Source organism: Nocardiopsis sp. NPDC006139, from assembly GCF_040614155.1.
Lineage (GTDB): Bacteria > Actinomycetota > Actinomycetes > Streptosporangiales > Streptosporangiaceae > Nocardiopsis > Nocardiopsis changdeensis.
The window spans coordinates 17,783-35,770 of record NZ_JBEXTT010000020.1 but is presented as its reverse complement, the minus strand read 5'-3'; the positions used below and the strand labels follow the sequence as shown (position 1 = coordinate 35,770).

Sequence of the window (17,988 nt, the reverse complement as noted above, 5' to 3'; positions counted from 1 at the left end):
CGCAGCGACGAAAGGACGCCATGCCGACGGCACCCTCCCCACGGCGCACCGCGGCCGGCCGCACGGCGGCCCGCGCCCGGACCGCCCTCACCCGGCCCACCGCGGTGCTGGGGGCCTGCACACTGCTCGTCCTGGCCGTCCTCGTGGTGGCGCCGCTCGCCGGGCTGGTCAACACGACCCTCACCCAGGACGGGCGCGGGGCGTGGGCCGACGTCTTCGCCAGCCCGATGTCGGAGAACCTCCTGTGGCGGCCGATGGGCAACTCGATCCTCGTGGGCGCGGCCACCGCCGTCGGCTCCACGGTGATCGGCGGATTCCTCGCCTGGGTGGTCGTGATGACCCGCATCCCCGGGCGGGGCGTCCTCGGCCTGCTGGCGACGATCCCGTTCGCGCTGCCGAGCTTCGCCCTGGCGCTGGCCTGGGAGTCGGTGTTCCGCAACGACCTGATCGGCGGCTCCGCCGGCATCCTGACGAACCTCGGGGTCGCCGTCCCGGACTGGCTGGCCTGGGGGCCCGTGCCGGTCGCGGCGACCCTGACGGCCCACTACTTCTCCCTGTCGTTCATGCTCATCGCCGCCGCCCTGGCGAGCGTCAACGGGGACCTGATGGAGGCCGCCGAGCTGACGGGGGCCTCCACCCTGCGCGTGGCCCGCGACATCGCCCTGCCCGTCGTGGCCCCGGCGATGGTGTCCGGCGCGCTGCTGGCCTTCGCCGAGGGGGTCTCCAACTTCGTCACCCCGGCGCTCCTGGGGCTGCCGGTCCGGTTCCACACGCTCTCGACCCGGCTGTACGGGGCGATCTCCACCGGCGACGTCGTGCGCGGCTACGTGCTGTCGATCGTGCTCATCCTCGTGGCCGCGATGATCATGTACGCCTCGACCCGCCTCACCGGGGGCCGGCGGAGCTTCGCGACGATCACCGGCAAGGGCGGCCGCCGCCGCAGCGTCGACCTCGGTCCGTGGACCCGGCCGACGGCCGCGCTCGCCTGGCTGGTGGTCGTGTGCACCACCGTCGTCCCCGGCGCGGTGCTCGTGCTGAGCTCCCTGACCCGGCGCACCAACGACTTCGCCTCCGGGTTCACCCTCCACTACTGGATCGGTGACTCCGACCCGGCGTTCGCGCAGGGGCTGCCGGGGATCCTCGGCAACCCGCAGATCCTCCAGGCGACCTGGAACACGGTGCTCCTGGGGGTGTGCGTGGCGGTCGGCGCCGGCGTCCTGGGGCTGCTCGTCTCCTACGCCGTCACCCGTTCCGGCGGCACCGGATGGCTGCCCGCGACCCTGGGAGTCGTCTCCTTCGTGCCGTTCCTCATCCCCGGCATCGCGCTCGGGGCGGCGTTCATCGCGCAGTTCGGGGCGCCCATCGGGCCGTTCCCGAGCCTGTACGGGACCTTCGCGATCCTGGTGCTGGCCGGGATCGCCGCGACGATCCCCTTCGCGGTGCGGTCGGGCACCTCGGCGCTGAGCCAGGTGTCCCGGGACGTGGAGGAGGCGGCGGTGATGGCCGGGGCCGGCCTGTTCCGCCGGATCGGCGCCGTCATCGCGCCGCTGACCGCCCGCGGCCTGTTCACCGGCGGGGTGCTGGTGTTCGTCCAGATGGTGCGCGACCTGTCCCTGGTCGTGCTGCTGGCGACCCCGGCGATGCCGGTCCTGGCCGTCCTGACCTACCAGTACTCCTCGGAGAACTTCACCCAGCTCGCCAACGCGGTCACCGTCGTCATCGCGGTGATCTCGGTCGGGGCGACCGTCCTCGCCCGGCGCCTCGAAGGCGCCGCCCAACCCTGGAACCCGAACCCATGACCTCCACGACGGACCACCGACGGGCGGAAAGGACCGGCATGAGAACCGGAGCACCCGCTGCCTCCCTGACCATCACCGACCTGCGCAAGGACTTCGGCGGCACCGCGGCCGTCGACGGCATCTCGATCGACGTCCCCGCGGGCTCCTTCCTCGTCCTGCTCGGCCCCTCCGGGTGCGGGAAGACGACGACCCTGCGGATGCTCGCGGGGCTGGAGGACCCCACCGGGGGCGAGATCCGGTTCGGCGACCGCGTCATCGCCCGGGGCGGCGGCCCGGCCGTGGCCCCCGGCGAGCGCGAGGCCGGGCTGGTCTTCCAGTCGTACGCGCTGTGGCCGCACAAGACGGTGCGGCAGAACGTCGAATGGCCGCTGGTCGTGGCCAAGTGGCCGCGAGCCGACCGGCGGGCCCGCGCCGAGCGGGTGCTGTCGATGCTGGCGATCACCGACCTCGCCGACCGCTACCCGGGGGAGATCAGCGGCGGGCAGCAGCAGAGGGTCGCGATCGCCCGCATGATCGCGCCGCAACCCCGGGTCCTGCTCTTCGACGAGCCGCTGTCCAACCTCGACGCGCGGCTGCGGGTCGAGACCCGCGGGGAGCTGATGCGCATCCACCGCTCCACCGGCGCGACGAGCGTCTACGTCACCCACGACCAGGTGGAGGCGATGACCATGGCCACGCACATCGCGCTCATGAGGGACGGCCGCGTCGAGCAGTTCGGCACGCCGCGGGAGCTGCTGGAGGCGCCGCGCACGCCGTTCGCCGCGACGTTCGTGGGCACTCCCCCGGCCAACATCATCGGATGCCGGGTGGAGGACGGGCGGCTGCGGGCGTACGGCGTCGACTGCGGCCCCGCCCCCGACGGCGTCGCGGGCGGGGCCGTGCAGGCCATGTACCGCGCGGCCTCGCTCGCGCCGGCCGCCGAGCCGGGGCCCGGGTGCCTGCCGGCGACGTTCGCCGACCAGGTGCCGATGGCCGACCGGTGGGTGCTGGGCGCGGACCTCGACGACGGGACCCGGCTGCACCTCTCCCGGGACGCCCCGGTGGACCTGCGGCCCGGCGACCGGCTCGGGGTGCGCCTGCCCGAGAGGGCGGACGCGTACTTCGACGCCGCGGACGGGCGCCCGGCGGCCGGGGCCGCCCTGTGATGCGGCTGGTCCTGGTCCGCCACGGCGAGACCGAGTGGAACGAGGAACGGCGCCTCCAGGGGCAGCAGGACATCGGGCTGTCCGCCACCGGGCGGCGGCAGGTCGCCGCGCTGGCGGAGACGGTCGGGTACCTGGCGCCGGGGTACGTCGTCACCTCGGGGCTGCGCCGCACGCGCGAGACCGCCGAGGTGCTGGGCGTCCGCCCGGACGCGTGCGACCCGCGGCTGAACGAGGCGTACCTGGCCGGCTGGGAGGGGCGGTACTCGGCGGAGATCAAGGAGGAGGGCGGCGGCGTGTACGCCGCGTGGCGCGCGGGCCGCTACCACCCGCCCGGGGCCGAGAGCTTCGGCACGCTCACCGAGCGGGTGGTCGCGGGGATCGACGCCGCCGTACGCGACGCCGCGGCCCGGGGACACGAGCTGTTCATGGCGGTCACCCACGGCGGGCCGGCCCGGGCCCTGCTCACGGCCGCCGTCGGGCTCGACCCGGCCCGCACGGTGCCGAGCCATCCGGCCAGCCTCAGCATCGTGGACGTCGACCCCGGGGCGGCCTCCCTCACCGAGCCGGGGGCGGCCAGGCTGCGGCTGTTCAACTACGCCCCGGCCCTGTCCCCGCTGGACCCGCCGGACTGACTCCGCCCCGGGGCCCGGGAAAACCCTTGGACGGACGGGCGCCGAGGCGCTGGGATGGGGACCTGCCGTGTACACCGCCGCCCGCCCCGGGCGGACCGAACGCAGGAGCGCGCCCGTGGGAACCGTCCGCCCCGCCATCGACCACGACCTCGTCCGACGCCTGGTCGACGCGCAGTTCCCGCGGTGGGCGGACCTGCCCCTGACCAGGGTGGAGCCCGGCGGTTCGGACCACGTGATCCACCGGCTGGGCGGGGAGCTGTCCGTCCGGCTGCCCCGGCACGCCGGGGCCGTCGGGCAGGCCCGCAAGGAGGCCGAGTGGCTGCCCCGGCTCGCCCCGCACCTGCCGCTGGCCGTGCCCGAGCCGGTGGCGGTGGGATCTCCAGGCTTCGGCTACCCGTGGCCGTGGGCGGTGACCCGCTGGCTGGACGGCGAGCCCGCGACCGTCGGGGCGCTGGCGGACTCCTCCGACGCCGCCGTCGGGCTCGCCGGATTCCTCACCGCCCTACAGCGGTTCGCCCCCGACGCGGTCCCGGCCGCTAGCGCCCGCGGCGGGCTCGCCGGCGAGCCGCTGGCCGACCGGGACCGCGAGACCCGCGCCGCCATCGCCGCGACCGCCGACGTGTTCGACGCGGCGGCGATGACGGAGGTGTGGGAGGCGGCGCTGGCCGCGCCGGCCTGGCGGCGGCCCCCGGTGTGGTTCCACGGCGACTTCCACACCGGCAACCTGCTGACCGTCGGCGGCCGCCTGAGCGCGGTCATCGACTTCGGCGGGTTCGGCGCCGGCGACCCGTCCCGCGACCTGATGGTCGCCTTCACGCTGATGTCGGCCGACCGCCGGGCCGACTTCCGGGCGGCGCTGGGCGTGGACGGGGCCACCTGGCTGCGCGGCCGCGGCTGGGCCCTGGCCACCGGCCTGAACGCCTACACCGCCTACGCCGCCACCGACGCGCGCGTCGCCGCGCAGACCACCCGCCAGATCACCGCCGCCCTCGCCGGGTAGCCCAGAACAGCCCCTGGAGGAGGTGGCGCGGGGCGCGGAGGGTCCAGTGGTCGATACCGTGGCTCTCGTAGGTGGCGACGAAGCGGTGGGTGTACGCGCGGAAGGACGCCGGGGAGGAGTCCAGCCGGCGGGCGGAGACCCCCGCCCGCATCCGGGGAGCGTAGGCGACGCGGATACCGGCCTGCTTGAGGTGCACGGCCAGGTCGATGTCCTCGTGCAGCACGTCCTCGTGGTCGGGGCAGGCCGCGTGCTCGATCGACTTCCACGCCGTGGCGCGGATCGCCATGTTGCTGCCGTAGAGGAACGGGCAGCGCCGCCTCCCCAGGTGCCAGAGCGTGCGCCGCACGAGGTCGTCGGACACCGGCAGGGACCCGAACCGGGGCACGTCGTAGTAGGTGACCGGCCCGGTGACGGCCCCGACGGCCGGGTCCTCCATGGCCCGGGAGACGTTCTCGACCCAGTCCGGGGCGAGCACGGAGTCGGCGTCGATACGCCCGAGGACGTCGCCGGTCGCCGCGGCGAACCCGGCGTTGCGGGTGGGGACCAGCCCCTGGGCGTCGAACTGCCGCAGGAGCCTGATCCCCGCCTCGGGGTGGGCCCGGGCCAGGCGCCGGACGGTCTCCGCCGTGCCGTCGGTCGAGCGGTTGTCGACCACGATGACCTCCCAGGGGGCCCGTGTCTGCGCCAGCACGGCGAGCAGACACCGCTCGATGGTGGCCTCCTCGTTGAACGCCGGGATGACCAGGGACACCGTCGGCGCGGACGCCACCGCCCGGGCCGCCCTCCCGCGCCTCCTTCTCGGGATATCGACGTCGGTCACGGATTTCCTCTCCTCGGTCCTGCGACGGCTGTGCCCGCCTCGTCCCGGACCCGGGCGGCCGCCCGGGTCCGGGACCATATGACCCCAGGCAGGGCAACGGCCGACACGGTCCCCGTGACCGTGAGGGAAACGCCCGGTGACCGCGCAGGCCGAACGGCCGCCCCGCCCCCGCCCGCCCCACCGGCCCCGGCCCCGGGAGGACCGGGGATCATGGTCGGACGGACCCGGACCGGAGAACCCGTCGGCCGTTCCGTGCCGCCCGCGGACACCCGTCCGCCGCCCACGACGCCGACAGAACAGAGGAACCGCTGTGACCGCGCTCGACGAGGCCCGCACCCCCACGGCCGCGGACCGGGCGGCCCGAGCCGTCACCGAGGTGTTCACGCCCGGTATCCTCGTGGTCGCCGTCCTGCTTGCGGTCGGGTGGTACGGCACCGGGAGCATCGCCGGTCTGGGCTGGGGCCTCCTCGCCGCGCTGTTCTGCGGTGTCATCCCCTACACGGTCCTCATCCTCGGTGTCCGGCGCGGCTGGTGGACCGACCGCCATGTACGGGAGCGCCGCCAGCGGTTCGTCCCCCTCCTGATGGTCATCGCGTGCGTGTCCCTGGGCGTCGCGACGCTCGTGTCGCTGGACGCGCCGCGGGAGCTGTTCGCGCTCGTCGCCGCCATGCTGACCGCGCTGGTGATCACACTGGCGATCACGTTGACGTGGAAGATCTCCTTCCACACCGCCGTGGCCGGCGGGGTCTCCGTCGTCCTCATGCTCACCTACGGCGCGCCGACGGCGGTCGCGGTGCCGGTCGTCGCGGTCATCGGCTGGTCCCGGGTCCGCCTCCGGGACCACACGCCGGCGCAGGCCGTCGTGGGGGCGGTGCTCGGCGCGGCCGTCGCGGCGGTCGTCTTCTCACTCCTCCGCTGAGAAGCGGGCGCGCGGCACCGAAGCCCCGCGGGAACCCGGGCGGCCCCGCCGACGACCACAGGGGGGAGAGACCGCCGGGTACCGCGCCCGGCGGACCGTTCCGAGGAGAACGATCACGTGGACCCACGACCGGACACCCCCGCACCGGACCGGCCCGACGGGACCCGCGGCGCCTGGGCGGCGCTGCGCCCGCTGATCCTGCGCCTGCACTTCTACGCCGGGGTGTTCGTCGCCCCGTTCATCCTGGTGGCCGCCGTCTCCGGGCTGCTGTACGTGTGGACGCCGCAGCTCGAACAGGCGGTGCACGCCGAGCAGCTCTACGTCGAACCGGGCGGGGAGCACCTGCCCCTGCACGAGCAGGTGCGCATCGCCCGCGCGGAGCTGTCGGGCGCCGAACCCGGCGCGGTCCGCCCGGCCACCGGGGAACGGGACTCCACCCGGGTCCTCTTCGACCTGCCCGCGTCGTCCGAGAGCCACCGGACGACGGTCTTCGTCGACCCCTACGACGGCGAGGTGCTGGGGGTGATGGAGACCTACGGCACCAGCGGCGCGCTGCCGGTGCGGACCTGGGTGGACATGCTGCACCGCAACCTGCACCTGGGCGACGCGGGCCGCCTGTACAGCGAACTGGCGGCGAGCTGGCTGTGGGCGGTCGCCCTGGGCGGGGCCGCCCTGTGGGTGTCGGCGGCGCTGCGCCGGCGCGGGCGCGGGGGCGCCCGCCGCCTGCTGGTCCCCGGAGCGGGCACCGCGCCCGGCCGCTCCCGGTCGGTGTCCGTGCACGGGGCGACCGGGCTGTGGCTGCTGGCGGGTCTGCTGTTCCTGTCCGCCACGGGCATGACCTGGTCGCAGTACGCCGGGGCGAACATCTCCGACCTGCGCGAACGGCTGTCCTGGACCACCCCCGCCGTCTCGGTGGAGACCCCGAACGCCACCCCCGGTGTGGACGTCGGCGTCGACACGGTGCTGGCGAGCGCCCGGGAGGCCGGCCTGGACGGGCTCGTCGAGGTCTCCTTCCCGAAGGACCCCGCCGCCCCCTACACGGTGACCCAGGTCGACCGGTCCTGGCCGACGAGCGTGGACTCCGCTGCGATCGCCGCCGACACCGGGGAGGTGGTCGACGTGGTCCGCTTCTCCGACTACCCGCTCATGGCCAAGCTGAGCCGGTGGGGCATCGACGCGCACATGGGTGTGCTGTTCGGGGTGCCCAACCAGATCGTGCTCACCGCCGTCGCCGGCGGGCTGGTCGCGGTCGTCCTCTGGGGGTACCGGATGTGGTGGCAGCGGCGGCCGACCCGGGGCCGGGCCCTGGGGGTGGGCCGCCCCTACCCGCGCGGGTCCTTCCGGTCGCTGCCCTGGCCGTGGAAGGCGGGGGTGGTCGCCGTCCTGGCGGTGACCGGCTGGGCGGTGCCGCTGCTGGGGGCGTCCCTGGCGGTGTTCCTCGCCGTGGACGTCCTCCTGGGGTGGCGGGCGCGCAGGAACCGCCCGGACTCCGCGGACCCCGGCGGAAGGGTGCGGGAGGCCCCGGCCGTCGGGTCGGACGCCCGGTGAACGGCCGCACGGGCGCGCCCGCCGCCGGGCGTGCCCGTGCGGGCGGCCGCGGGCTCAGTGGTGTCCGCCGTGGTCGGCCTCGGGGGCGCTCCCGGCGGTCATGGGCTCCACCGGGGCGGTGAACACCGCTTCGCGGTCGCCGTCGAAGGTGAGGGTGACCTCCACCTGGTCCCCCACCTCCAGGGGCTCGGGGAGGTCGTTGAGCATGATGTGGTAGCCGCCGTCCACCAGGGCGGTGGCTCCCCCGGCGGCCACGGGGATCTCCTCCACCACCCGCATCCCGGACGCCCCGGAGTCCGTGGTCTCGGTGCTGCACAGGTCGGCGTCGGGCGAGGCGTCGGTGGACACGCCCGTGATCGCCGCGTCCCGGGCGGCGGCGTTGGCCACCTCCAGGTACAGCACCGCGACCTCGGGGTTGGCGGGCTCGGGCACCCACGCGCCCGAGACCTCCAGGTCCCCCGCCACCGTGTGGCCGCGCGACGCCTCCGGGGAGGCATCGGCGACCGTGGGCGCCTCGGCGGCCCCACAGGCCGTGGCGAACAGCAGCGCGGCGACCAGCGCCGCGGAAACGCCGGCGGGACGCAGGGCCCGCTGAACGCGCGGGGCCTGCGGGGTATCCGGGACCCGAGAGACGTACCGGCCGCGCGGGGCATCCGGGACGCTCGAGGCGTGCTGGGTGTGCTGGGAGTTCGGGCCATGCGGGGTGCGCGAGGCGGGCGGGACGTGCGGGGACGGCATGGTGCTCGGGTCTCCTCGTGGTCGCGGTCGTGGTCACGATCGCGGACGCGTTCGTGACCGTGGTCGTGGGCGTGTGGCCGGTCGGGGCGGGCGGCCCGTCACAGGAGTCGTCTCCAGGGCCGCCCGGGTTCCCGCCGGTGCGCGCCCTCACCCGCCGAACAGGTCGTGCGCGGTCCACGGGGCGTCCCCGCGCACCGGCGGGACCGCGAACAGGGCGCTGCCCTCGTGCCGGATGAACGGGCCGAGGGCGTCGCCCCCCTCGTCCAGCGCACGCTGCACGGGGGTGAACCCCGTGCGGGGGTCGGCCTGCCAGGCCGTGAAGAGCAGTCCGGCCCGGCGCCGTCCCCGGGCGTCCCAGCCCTGGTCGTAGGAGAAGCCGCGGCGCAGCATCCGGGCGCCCAGCGTGTTCTCCGGGGCGGCCAGCCTGATGTGGGCGTCGAGGGGGATGGCGGGGGAACCGTCGTCCCCCGTCGCGGCCAGGTCGGGGCGGTCGCCCTCGGCCGCTCCCCCCAGGGGTGCCCCGGTGTCCAGGCGGCGGCCGATGACGGCCTCGCGGTCGCGCGGGTCCAGCGTGAACCAGTCGTCGAGGAGCATCCGGATGCGGCGGACGACGAGGTAGGTGCCGCCGTCCATCCACGCCAGGGCGGGCTCGGGGTGCGCGGCCAGGACCTGGGGGCCGAACAGGGCGTCGGACGGGCGCGGATTGACCGTGCCGTCGATCTGCCCCATGAGGTTGCGCGGGGTGGCCGACGGGTCGTCGGCCGCCGCGGCGGAGCGCTGGAACCCGGCCAGGGACCAGCGCACCCTCACGTCGGCCGCGACCGCGCCGAGCAGGTGCCCCACGGCGGAGGACAGCACGACCGGGTCCTCGGCCCCGACGTGGAGTAGCAGGTCCCCGCCGCACCAGGCCGGTTCCAGGTGGTCTGCGGCGAAGGCGGGCAGGTCCTCCAGGTGCGGCGGCACCCGGTCGGCCAGCCCCGCCGCGGCGAGCAGGGAGGCCCCCAGGCCGAGGGTCACGCCGAGCGAGGCGGGGCGCAGCCCCTGGGAGGGGGCTCCCTCGACGAGGGCCGCCAGCCCGTGTTCGTGCAGGGCGGCGGCCTCCCGGCTCCAGATCCGCAGCACCCGGCGCGCGGCCTCGCGGGCCGGGGCCCCGGGGTCGGCCCGCAGGTCCACGGCGACCAGGTGGACCTGCGACGGTGTGGGTGTCAGCAGTGCCGGGGGCAGGCCGCCGCGGGCCCCCGCCCGGGAGCGGGCGGGGGCGAGTGCGGGGTCGGGCTCCCCGGTGTCCCGGGGCGCGGCGGCGGCGTGGGCGGCCGCCGCACCGGTGGCGAGGCCGGCGGCCCCGGCCGCCGCCGCGGCCGTGATCAGGTCGCGCCGGGCGAGCCCGCCCCCGGTGCCGCCGTGGGTACCGGTTCCGGTCCCGGTGTCGGTGCGGCGTTTCACAGCAGCGTGTCCGCGAGGGCCGGGAGCAGGGCGGCGATCTCGTCGGCCTCGGTGCCCTCGTCGAACATGCCCGCCGCCTCCCCGCCGGGCAGCAGGACCACGATGCGCCCGCCGTGGGTGACCAGGTACTGCCCGTCGGTCTCCTGCGGGGGGTCGATGGCGATCCCGTAGTCGCGGCCGGCCTCGACGGTGGCGTCGATGTCCCCGCGCACCCCCTGGAAGGCGGGGTCGAAGCGGTCCAGCCACGAGCGCAGCTGCTCGTCGGTGTCGCGCCCGGGGTCGGTGCTGACCATGACGACGTCGTAGGAGTCGGCGGCGTCCCCGGCCTGGCCCAGGGCGAGGTCGATCTCGGCCATGGTCATGGGGCACACGTCGGGGCAGCTGGTGTAGCCGAAGAAGAGCAGGGTCAGCCGGTCGTCGGCGACGTCGGTGAACCCCCAGGGCTCACCGTCGACGGTCGCCAGCTCGACGGCCGAGGCCGCCATGGGGTCGTCGGACAGGTCGAGGTAGTACCCGGCCTCCGTGACGGGGTCGGCCGGGGAGCAGGCGGTGGCCGCGGCCAGTACGGCGGCGCAGAGCGCGGCGGTCAGGGCGCGCGTCGGGCGCGTGCGGGAAGTCATCGTTCTCGTTCCATGGTCGGGGCCCGGTCGTCGGTCGACCGGGACAGGGAGGGTCCGGGTGGGGTGGGACGGCGGCGCGGTCCCGCCCGGGGCGGGGTCAGGCCGCCTGGCGCAGCATCCGGAGCAGGTCGCGGCGGCCGCGCGCCACACGGGAGCGCACCGTTCCGATGGGGGCGCCGATGGCCTCGGCCGCCTCGGCGTAGGGCATCCCCTGGAGCTGGGTCAGCACGAAGGCCGTCCTGCGGTCCTCGGGGAGGGCGTCCAGCAGGTCCAGCAGGGCGAGGTACTCGTCGAACCGGCCCGGCTCCGCGAGCGCCCCGGTCTCGGCGCACTCGTCCACGGTGCTGTGGCGCGGGGTCCGGCCCTGGAGCCGGTAGCGGTCGGCCACGGTGTGGCGCGCCACCGAGAACAGCCAGGAGCGCACCGGGGCGCGTCCCGCGTAGTGGGCCAGGCCGCGCAGGGCGCGGGAGAAGGTCTCCTGGGTCAGGTCGTCCACCCACGCGGGGTCGACCCGGCGGGCGATGAACCGCACCACATCGTCGCGGGTGAGCTCGAAGAGGGATTCCAGCGCCTCGCGGGTGCCTTCTTTGGCGCGCATGGCCAGCACGGTCAGTTCGCCGTGCGCGGCCCCGTCGGGGCGGGCGGGGTCGGCGGGGCGGACTGCCCCGTCGAAGGGCACGGGGGAGGCGGCCTCACAGAGGGAGAGCATGTCCGTTCTTTCTGTCGCCGTCCGCGCGGTCGCCGGGCCGGGAGCCGGCCCGGGTGCGCGCGTACTCGTCGAGGGGGCGGCCGCTCGGGCGGCGCGCCCCGGAAGGGGAGGATCGACGGACGCCCGGACGGCGCGCTCGACGGTCCTCCCGACACGGCGCGGAAAGCGGCGGAGCTGTCGGGACCGCACGGCGGAGGGCGGGTCACGGCACGGACGGCCGTGCCCCGGCGTTCCGGCGCACGGGGCGAACGCGGGGTCTCAGGCGACGGACGGGACCGGAGGCCCCCGCAGGATGAGGCTGTGCCGCAGGTAGGGCAGGCGGATGCGGGCGGGCGCGTCGGCGCTCCGCGGGCGGAGGGCGACCGGGCCCCGCGGTGCGGGCAGGGCGCCCAGCACCAGCAGCAGCGGGAGGAAGGTGAGCGCCATGAAGCGCAGGAAGGAGAACAGTGCGCTCTCCCCCCGGCGCAGCCACCAGGCGCTGACCAGGGCCGAGAGCACGTGCATCCCGATCATCGTCCAGGCGGGCGCCGCCGCCTCGGCGACGACCTGGCCGGAGTGCGACGCGGTGTGCGGCACGCCGAACGACCCGACGTAGCTGAACGCCACGTGCAGGGCGAACTGGCCCCACAGCATCCACCCGGTGAGGGCGGCCCAACCCTGGCGCCGGCCGGTGGCCGCCCAGGCCATGGCGAAGACGACCGCCGCGCCCAGGAGCAGGCCCAGGAGCGGGACGTCGTGACCGGAGGAGAGCGCGTGCCCGTGAGCGGACAGGCTCGCGCACACCAGGGTGAACACCCCGGCGCGCAGCGGGCGGCACGCTCTGTTCTCGGTCATCTCACCGATATGGTCTCACCGCCGTCAAGGGGGGCTGCGGCGGGTCCGGTCCTCCGCCCGGTGCCTCCCGCAGGGCGTACCGGACGGCCGTGCTCCGGGTCGCGCCCGGTGCGCGCACCGCACGGCACCCGCACGCGAACGGCCGGTCCCGCACGTGGCCGACGGCACCGCTCCGGCCGGCATCCGGTCGGCAAGGGACGCGGGCGGCGCCCGTCAGGTGCGGGGCTTCGAGCGGTGTTCGTCCGCGGCCGCCGGGGACTGCGCGTCCTCCTCGCCGGCCGCCCACGAGGCGAGCAGCTGCATGCGCTCGGCCGACGGCGAACCGGGCTCGGCGGCGTAGATCGTCAGCGTCAGGCCGGGCTCGGCCTCCATGTTCAGCCCCTCGTAGGCCAGCGTCATCTCGCCGACGACCGGGTGGTGGAACGTCTTGAACCCCGTGCCGTGGTGCCTCACGTTGTGCGCGCCCCACAGGCGCCGGAACTCGTCGCTGCGGGTGGAGAGCTCCCCGACCAGGTCGTGCAGCTCCTTGTTGTGCGGGTCGCGGCCGGCCTCGGTGCGCAGGATCGAGACGGTGATCTCGGCGAACGCGTCCCAGTCCGGGTAGAACTCGCGGGCGCGCCCGTCGAGGAAGGTGAACCGGGCGATGTTCGGCGGCTGCCCGGGCATGGCGTAGGTGTCCCTGTAGAACGCCCGGCCCAGCGCGTTGGCCGCGAGCAGGTCCATGCGGCCGTTGCGGACGAACGCGGGCCCGGCGGTGACCGCGTCCAGCGTCCACTGCAGGCTCGGGTGGGGCCGCCAGCACTTCGTGCTCCGCCGGCGCGGGGGCCGGGCCACCGGGCTCGCGGCGTGCGCCAGGTCGAACAAGTGGGCCCGCTCGGCGTCGTCCAGCCGCAGCGCCCTGGCGATGCTGTCCAGGACCTCCGGGGACGCGCCGCTGATCGCGCCGCGCTCCAGCTTCGTGTAGTACTCGACGCTCACGCCGGCCAGGGTCGCGACCTCGCTGCGGCGCAGCCCCGCCACCCGCCGGTTCGTGCCCGCGGGCAGCCCCACGTCGTCGGGGGTGACCTTCTCCCGCCGGGTGGTGAGGAACTCGCGGACCTCTGCTCGGTTGTCCATGTCTCCAACGGTAGGCGGCCGCCCCCGTCACGAGGGAGTCCCTGGCGGTACCCCCACCGGGCGGGTCTCCCCCTCCCGCGGCGGGCGTGGTGTCGTGGAGGGGCGGCCGACCGCGGGACCTCGCGGTGTCCCGCCATCGCCCGCGCGATCCCGGCCCGCTCATCCCGCTCCGACCGCGCCCCGCGGCCGGAGCGCGGACACCCCGGCCACCGCACCGGTCACCACGAGAGCGGCCGACGCACACCGCGATCCCATGCACCACGACCCCATGCGAGGTTCACCCATGCGAACCGAAGCCCTCACGGCCTCCCGTTCCGGCGGCTCCACCGACCGGACGGCTCCCGAACGCAGGCGCCTCCCCATCGTCGCCCACGTCCTCGCCGTGGGCACGTTCCTGATGCTCACCACCGAGTTCGTCGTCGCCGGGATCCTCCCCGACATCGCCGCGGACCTCGGCGTCTCCCCCGCGCGGGTCGGATCGTTCATCACGGTCTTCGCCGTGGGCATGATCGTCGGGGCACCGCTCATCACGGTGCTCACGGCCCGGCTCTCCCAGCGGCTGACGCTGATCCTGGCGCTCGGGGTCTTCGTCGCCGGGCACATCCGGGTGGCGCTGGTCTCCGACGTCGACCAGATCATGGTCGCCCGGTTCCTCACGGGCCTGGCCACCGGCGCGTTCTGGGCCGTGTCCGCCGTGGTCGCGAGCCGCGCCGCCGGTCCCGCGCTGGGTTCCCGCGCCGTCAGTGTCGTGGGGGCCGGGGGCTCCCTGGCGACCGTCCTCGGCGTTCCGGCCGGGGCCTACATCGCCCAGCTGGCCGGGTGGCGCGGGACCTTCTGGGCCCTGGCGGCCGCCGCGGCGCTCGTCACCGTCCTCGTCCTGCGGTCGGTGCCCCGCGACGAGCCCGCCAGCGGAAACAGGCCGTCCTTCGTCGCGGACCTGGCCGGGCTCCTGTCCGTCCGGCTGTGGCTCGTGCTGGCCGCCTGTGCCACCACCAGCGGCGGCGTCCTCGCGGTCTACTCCTTCATCGCGCCCCTCCTGACCGACCGGTCCGGCGTGCCCGCCGCGGCCGTGCCCCTGGTGCTCACCGTCTTCGGCGTCGGCTCGTTCATCGGCACCCTCGTCGCCGGGCGCCTGGGCGACGGGCATCCGCACGCGGTGACGATCGCGACCCCGGTGGTGTCGACCGTGCTGGTGGCCTCGATCCTCGTGTTCTCCGGCTCGTCCTGGGCGATGGTCGTCCTGATCGCGCTGCTCGGACTGTTCGGGCTCAGCGCGAACGGCGTGCTCATCCACCTCGCCGTGCGCTTCGCCGGGAGGGCTGCGTCGCCGGGGTCCGCGCTGAGCGTCGCCGCGTTCAACCTCGGCACCGCCGCCGTCACCCCGGCCGCGGGGGCCGCCCTGGCCTCGCCGCTCGGGCTCGACGGGCCGGCCGCGGTCGGCACGGCCGTCATCGCGCTCACCCTGGTCCCGACCGCGGCCCTGGGCCTCATCACCGCGCGCCGTGCGCGCACCGGTCCCGGCCGGGACCCGGCCGACGGACCGGACCGGCCGGCGCGCCCCGAAGGCCCCACCTGACCCCGGCGCCGACCGGGCGGCGGACCACCCGCCCCGCCGCTCCACCCGACGGCGGACACGACCCGCGATGGCCTCGCGGCGCCCGGCCCCCGGCGCCCCGGCCCCCGGCGCCCTGCCGGCCCGGCTCGACCTGGAGTCCGGAGAGGCCGAGCAGGTGCGCGGGTTCCGCCGCCTGGTCGCGCTCTGCCGGCTCCTCCGGCTCGGCCCCACCGGTACCGCCACCCCCCACAACCCGCCCGGCACCGCGCGCCGTGTCGCCGCGCGGGTCCCGCACCTGTCCGCCTGATCCCCGGCCGGGGCGGTCAGGGGGTCTCGGCGAGACCGCACCACTGGGCGATGAACAGGGCGATGGACTTGGTGATCCGCCGCACGGACTCGACGTCCACGCGCTCGTCGTACCCGTGGATGGCCTCGGAGACCGGCCCGTAGACCAGCGCCGGGATCCCCTGGTACAGGGCGTAGACGCGGCCGTCGAGGTAGCCGGGGGTGGTGAAGGTGCGCAGCTCGTCCTTGAAGACGGCCTCGTGGGCGCTGCGCAGCACGTTCTCGGCGTCCGTGCCCTCGGGCAGGACGTACCCCTGGGCGTAGAAGCCGGTCCGCTCGCCCACGGCCTCGATGGGGTGGCCCGCGTCGTCGGTGGTGGTGTCGCGCAGCACCCCCTGGATCTGCTCCCAGGCGTCGTCGGCGCTCACCCCGGGGTAGATCGCCGCCCGGACCTGGAGCTCGCACCAGGCCGGAACGCTGGACGGCCAGTCGCCGCCGGTGATCCCGCCGAGGTTGAAGTTGATGGGGTGGTCCAGGTCCTCGAAGTAGGGGTGCCGCCCCTTCTCGTCGTTCCAGCGCTGTTCGAGCCCGCGCAGCCGACCCATCACGTGGTGCGCCGCGTCGATCGCGTTGAACCCCGCCGACATCTCCCTGGGGTGGGTGGGGTGCCCCGCGACGCGGACCGTGAACCAGATGACGCCGACGTTGGCGCGGACGAGCATGTCCTCCTCGGGTTCGGGGATCAGCACGGCGTCGGCGGTGTACCCGCGCTGGATCGTCGCGAGCGCGCCGTTGCCGGTGCACTCCTCCTCGGCCACGGACTGGAAGTGGATGCGTCCTGCAGGCGCGAAGCCCGCCGCCCGCACGGCGTCGTAGGCGAACAGGTTGGCCGCCAGCCCCGCCTTCATGTCGCCGCTGCCCCGGCCGTAGAGCCAGCCGTCGATGATCGGGGCGTCCCAGGGCGACCGGGACCACTCCTCCAGGGGGCCTTCGGGGACGACGTCGATGTGGCCGTTGAGGATGAGCGAGCGGCCGCCGCCCTCGGCCGGGGTGTACGTGCCCACCACGTTCTCGACGCCCTCGTAGGAGACCTTGATCTTTCCGGCGCCCGGGTGGGCGGCGATCTCCTCGGGGTCGAGTTCCCAGCGGTCCATGGCCAGCCCCCTGCTCGCCATGGCCTCGTACATCAGGTCCTGCGCGGAGGACTCACAAGTGCGCAGGGAGGGGTGGCGCACGAGTTCCTGTGTGAAGGCCAGCTGGGCTTCGAAGGCGTCGTCGACGGCCGCTTCGATGCGCGCGATGACGTCGGGTGCGAGGTTCACGGGATCTCCTGTCTTCGGTGCTGTCGTCGGTGCGGGCGCTTCACGCCGCGGTGCGCGCGTCCGCCGCTGCGCGGATGTCCTTGGCCCGGATGCGCTCGCCGGCCGCGCCGCCGAGGGCGGTGACGGCGCAGATGCCGATCAGGACCAGGACCGCGGGCCAGGACGCGCCGTCGTCCACGGCCAGGAGGGCGGTGGCGATGAGCGGGAGGAACCCGCTGAGGGTTCCGGCGAGGTTGTAGCCCAGGGAGACGCCGCTGTAGCGGAGCCGGGGCGGGAAGAGGTCGGCCAGCAGGGTGCCGGTGACGGCGTAGGCCAGGGTGATCAGGCAGATGCCGGCGGCCACCGCGACGGTGATCGCCCAGGGGGCGCCCGTGTCGATGAGCCGGAAGAGGGGGAAGGCGGCCGCGCCCGTGGCCACGGCGCCGATCACCGTCATCCGCCCCGGGCCGAAGCGCTCGGCCACGCGCCCGGCGACCAGCGTCGTCGCGATCTGGAGGACGGCGGCGACCAGGGTCGCGTTCACGGCCACCTGGCGGTCGACCTCCAGGACGGTGGAGGCGTAGGAGACCACGAAGGTCGTCATCATGTAGAACCCGCCGACCCCCAGCAGCGCGGCGGCGACCGCCACGGCCAGGCGGCCCCCGGCCTCGCGGAACAGGGCCAGGGCGGGCACCTTGGCGCGGTCCTCCATCTCCACGAGCTCCTGGAAGACCGGGGACTCCTCCACCTTGAGGCGGATGTACAGGGCGATGCCGAGCAGCGGGAAGGCCGCGAGGAACGGCAGGCGCCATCCCCAGGCGTCGAACTCGGCCGCGGGCAGCAGCAGCACGGCCGCGAAGGCGGCGGAGGAGATGAGCGTGCCGACCGGGGACCCGACCTGGACCAGGGCGGCGTACCGGGCGCGCTGGCGCTCGGGGGCGTGCTCGATGGCGATGGTGATGGCACCGCCCCATTCGCCGCCCACGGCCAGCCCCTGGAGGAGCCGCAGGACCGCGAGCAGGAGCGGCGCGGCGATCCCGATCGCGAGGTAGTCGGGGATCACCCCGATGAGCCCGGTGGCGCAGCCGATCATGACGATGGTCGTCAGCAGGGCGGGCCGCCGGCCGTAGCGGTCGCCGACGTAGCCGAAGATCAGCGCCCCGATCGGCCGGGCGGCGAAGCCCACGCCGAAGGTCGCCAGGGACGCCATGAGCCCCGCGCTCGGGTCCAGGTCGGTGAAGAACAGGCGGTTGAAGACCAGGGCGGCGGCCGTGCCGAACAGGAAGTAGTCGTACCACTCCAGGGCGGTCCCGACGAAGGCGGCGAAGGCGATCCGTCCAGCGTCGGCCGCGTTCACCTTCGGCCCTCGCTCGGGCACGGCGGGGTCGGGTCGTGACATGTGATCCTCCGGGAGATGTGCACCGGTCGGACGGAACATGAACGACCAGGTGTGATACCGATCATCGTCTTGGAAGGAACGCACCCCGACAAGCGCAGATCACCACGGAAATCCCCTCTAAAATG

17 protein-coding genes are annotated in these 17,988 nt (G+C 75.2%); 8 read left to right on the top strand and 9 right to left on the bottom strand.

Annotated features, from left to right (window positions below):
- Positions 1-20: 20 nt before the first annotated feature.
- The 4 genes from ABZ249_RS23850 to ABZ249_RS23835 all read left to right on the top strand — a co-directional run bounded on the left by ABZ249_RS23850 (position 21) and on the right by ABZ249_RS23835 (position 4,576).
- Positions 21-1,799, top strand: a complete 1,779-nt coding sequence (locus ABZ249_RS23850) for an iron ABC transporter permease (protein ID WP_355266753.1) — start codon at positions 21-23, stop codon at positions 1,797-1,799.
- A 38-nt stretch (positions 1,800-1,837) separates the two neighbouring features.
- Complete coding sequence (locus tag ABZ249_RS23845; RefSeq protein WP_355266750.1) at positions 1,838-2,944, top strand: ABC transporter ATP-binding protein; 1,107 nt, start codon at positions 1,838-1,840, stop codon at positions 2,942-2,944.
- Positions 2,944-3,576 (top strand): histidine phosphatase family protein, encoded by a 633-nt coding sequence (locus ABZ249_RS23840; RefSeq protein ID WP_355267008.1) that lies wholly within the window; start codon positions 2,944-2,946, stop codon positions 3,574-3,576. The genes ABZ249_RS23845 and ABZ249_RS23840 overlap by 1 nt, the downstream gene beginning before the upstream one ends.
- Positions 3,577-3,691: 115 nt before the next feature.
- Positions 3,692-4,576: an aminoglycoside phosphotransferase family protein gene (locus tag ABZ249_RS23835; protein WP_355266747.1), complete on the top strand. Its 885-nt coding sequence runs from the start codon at positions 3,692-3,694 to the stop codon at positions 4,574-4,576.
- Here the strand turns inward: ABZ249_RS23835 and ABZ249_RS23830 are convergent.
- The gene (locus ABZ249_RS23830; protein WP_355266744.1) at positions 4,554-5,396 is read right to left on the bottom strand and encodes a glycosyltransferase family 2 protein; all 843 of its coding nucleotides are present in this window, start codon (positions 5,394-5,396) and stop codon (positions 4,554-4,556) included. The two genes, ABZ249_RS23835 and ABZ249_RS23830, sit on opposite strands and share 23 nt — an antisense overlap.
- A gap of 310 nt (positions 5,397-5,706) precedes the next feature.
- Here ABZ249_RS23830 and ABZ249_RS23825 point away from each other — a divergent pair, with 310 nt between their 5' ends.
- The gene (locus tag ABZ249_RS23825) at positions 5,707-6,315 is read left to right on the top strand and encodes a hypothetical protein (RefSeq protein WP_355266741.1); all 609 of its coding nucleotides are present in this window, start codon (positions 5,707-5,709) and stop codon (positions 6,313-6,315) included.
- A 117-nt stretch (positions 6,316-6,432) separates the two neighbouring features.
- A complete protein-coding gene (locus ABZ249_RS23820) occupies positions 6,433-7,863 on the top strand; it encodes a PepSY-associated TM helix domain-containing protein (RefSeq protein WP_355266738.1) in 1,431 nt (476 codons plus the stop codon).
- Positions 7,864-7,917: 54 nt separating this feature from the next.
- On the opposite strand, the gene ABZ249_RS23815 is transcribed toward ABZ249_RS23820, so the two are convergent.
- The 6 genes from ABZ249_RS23815 to ABZ249_RS23790 all read right to left on the bottom strand — a co-directional run bounded on the left by ABZ249_RS23815 (position 7,918) and on the right by ABZ249_RS23790 (position 13,323).
- A complete protein-coding gene (locus ABZ249_RS23815) occupies positions 7,918-8,601 on the bottom strand; it encodes a copper chaperone PCu(A)C (RefSeq protein WP_355266735.1) in 684 nt (227 codons plus the stop codon).
- A 147-nt stretch (positions 8,602-8,748) separates the two neighbouring features.
- Positions 8,749-9,969, bottom strand: a complete 1,221-nt coding sequence (locus ABZ249_RS23810) for a Dyp-type peroxidase (RefSeq protein WP_355267005.1) — start codon at positions 9,967-9,969, stop codon at positions 8,749-8,751.
- Positions 9,970-10,040: 71 nt separating this feature from the next.
- Complete coding sequence (locus ABZ249_RS23805; RefSeq protein WP_355266732.1) at positions 10,041-10,664, bottom strand: SCO family protein; 624 nt, start codon at positions 10,662-10,664, stop codon at positions 10,041-10,043.
- A gap of 97 nt (positions 10,665-10,761) precedes the next feature.
- Positions 10,762-11,262, bottom strand: coding sequence for a sigma-70 family RNA polymerase sigma factor (locus ABZ249_RS23800; RefSeq protein ID WP_255647224.1), 501 nt, complete (start codon positions 11,260-11,262; stop codon positions 10,762-10,764).
- A gap of 369 nt (positions 11,263-11,631) precedes the next feature.
- Complete coding sequence (locus tag ABZ249_RS23795; protein WP_355266729.1) at positions 11,632-12,207, bottom strand: hypothetical protein; 576 nt, start codon at positions 12,205-12,207, stop codon at positions 11,632-11,634.
- Positions 12,208-12,420: 213 nt separating this feature from the next.
- Positions 12,421-13,323: a helix-turn-helix transcriptional regulator gene (locus ABZ249_RS23790; RefSeq protein ID WP_355266726.1), complete on the bottom strand. Its 903-nt coding sequence runs from the start codon at positions 13,321-13,323 to the stop codon at positions 12,421-12,423.
- Between the two features lie 283 nt (positions 13,324-13,606).
- Between ABZ249_RS23790 and ABZ249_RS23785 the strand changes: the two genes are divergently transcribed.
- Together ABZ249_RS23785 and ABZ249_RS23780 are read left to right on the top strand one after the other, a co-directional pair.
- Positions 13,607-14,899 (top strand): MFS transporter, encoded by a 1,293-nt coding sequence (locus ABZ249_RS23785; RefSeq protein ID WP_355266723.1) that lies wholly within the window; start codon positions 13,607-13,609, stop codon positions 14,897-14,899.
- 67 nt (positions 14,900-14,966) lie between these two features.
- Positions 14,967-15,185 (top strand): hypothetical protein, encoded by a 219-nt coding sequence (locus tag ABZ249_RS23780; RefSeq protein WP_355266720.1) that lies wholly within the window; start codon positions 14,967-14,969, stop codon positions 15,183-15,185.
- 16 nt (positions 15,186-15,201) lie between these two features.
- Here the strand turns inward: ABZ249_RS23780 and ABZ249_RS23775 are convergent, their stop codons facing one another.
- Positions 15,202-16,485, bottom strand: coding sequence for an ArgE/DapE family deacylase (locus ABZ249_RS23775; RefSeq protein WP_355266717.1), 1,284 nt, complete (start codon positions 16,483-16,485; stop codon positions 15,202-15,204).
- 40 nt (positions 16,486-16,525) lie between these two features.
- The gene (locus tag ABZ249_RS23770; protein ID WP_355266714.1) at positions 16,526-17,863 is read right to left on the bottom strand and encodes an MFS transporter; all 1,338 of its coding nucleotides are present in this window, start codon (positions 17,861-17,863) and stop codon (positions 16,526-16,528) included.
- Positions 17,864-17,988 lie beyond the last annotated feature (125 nt).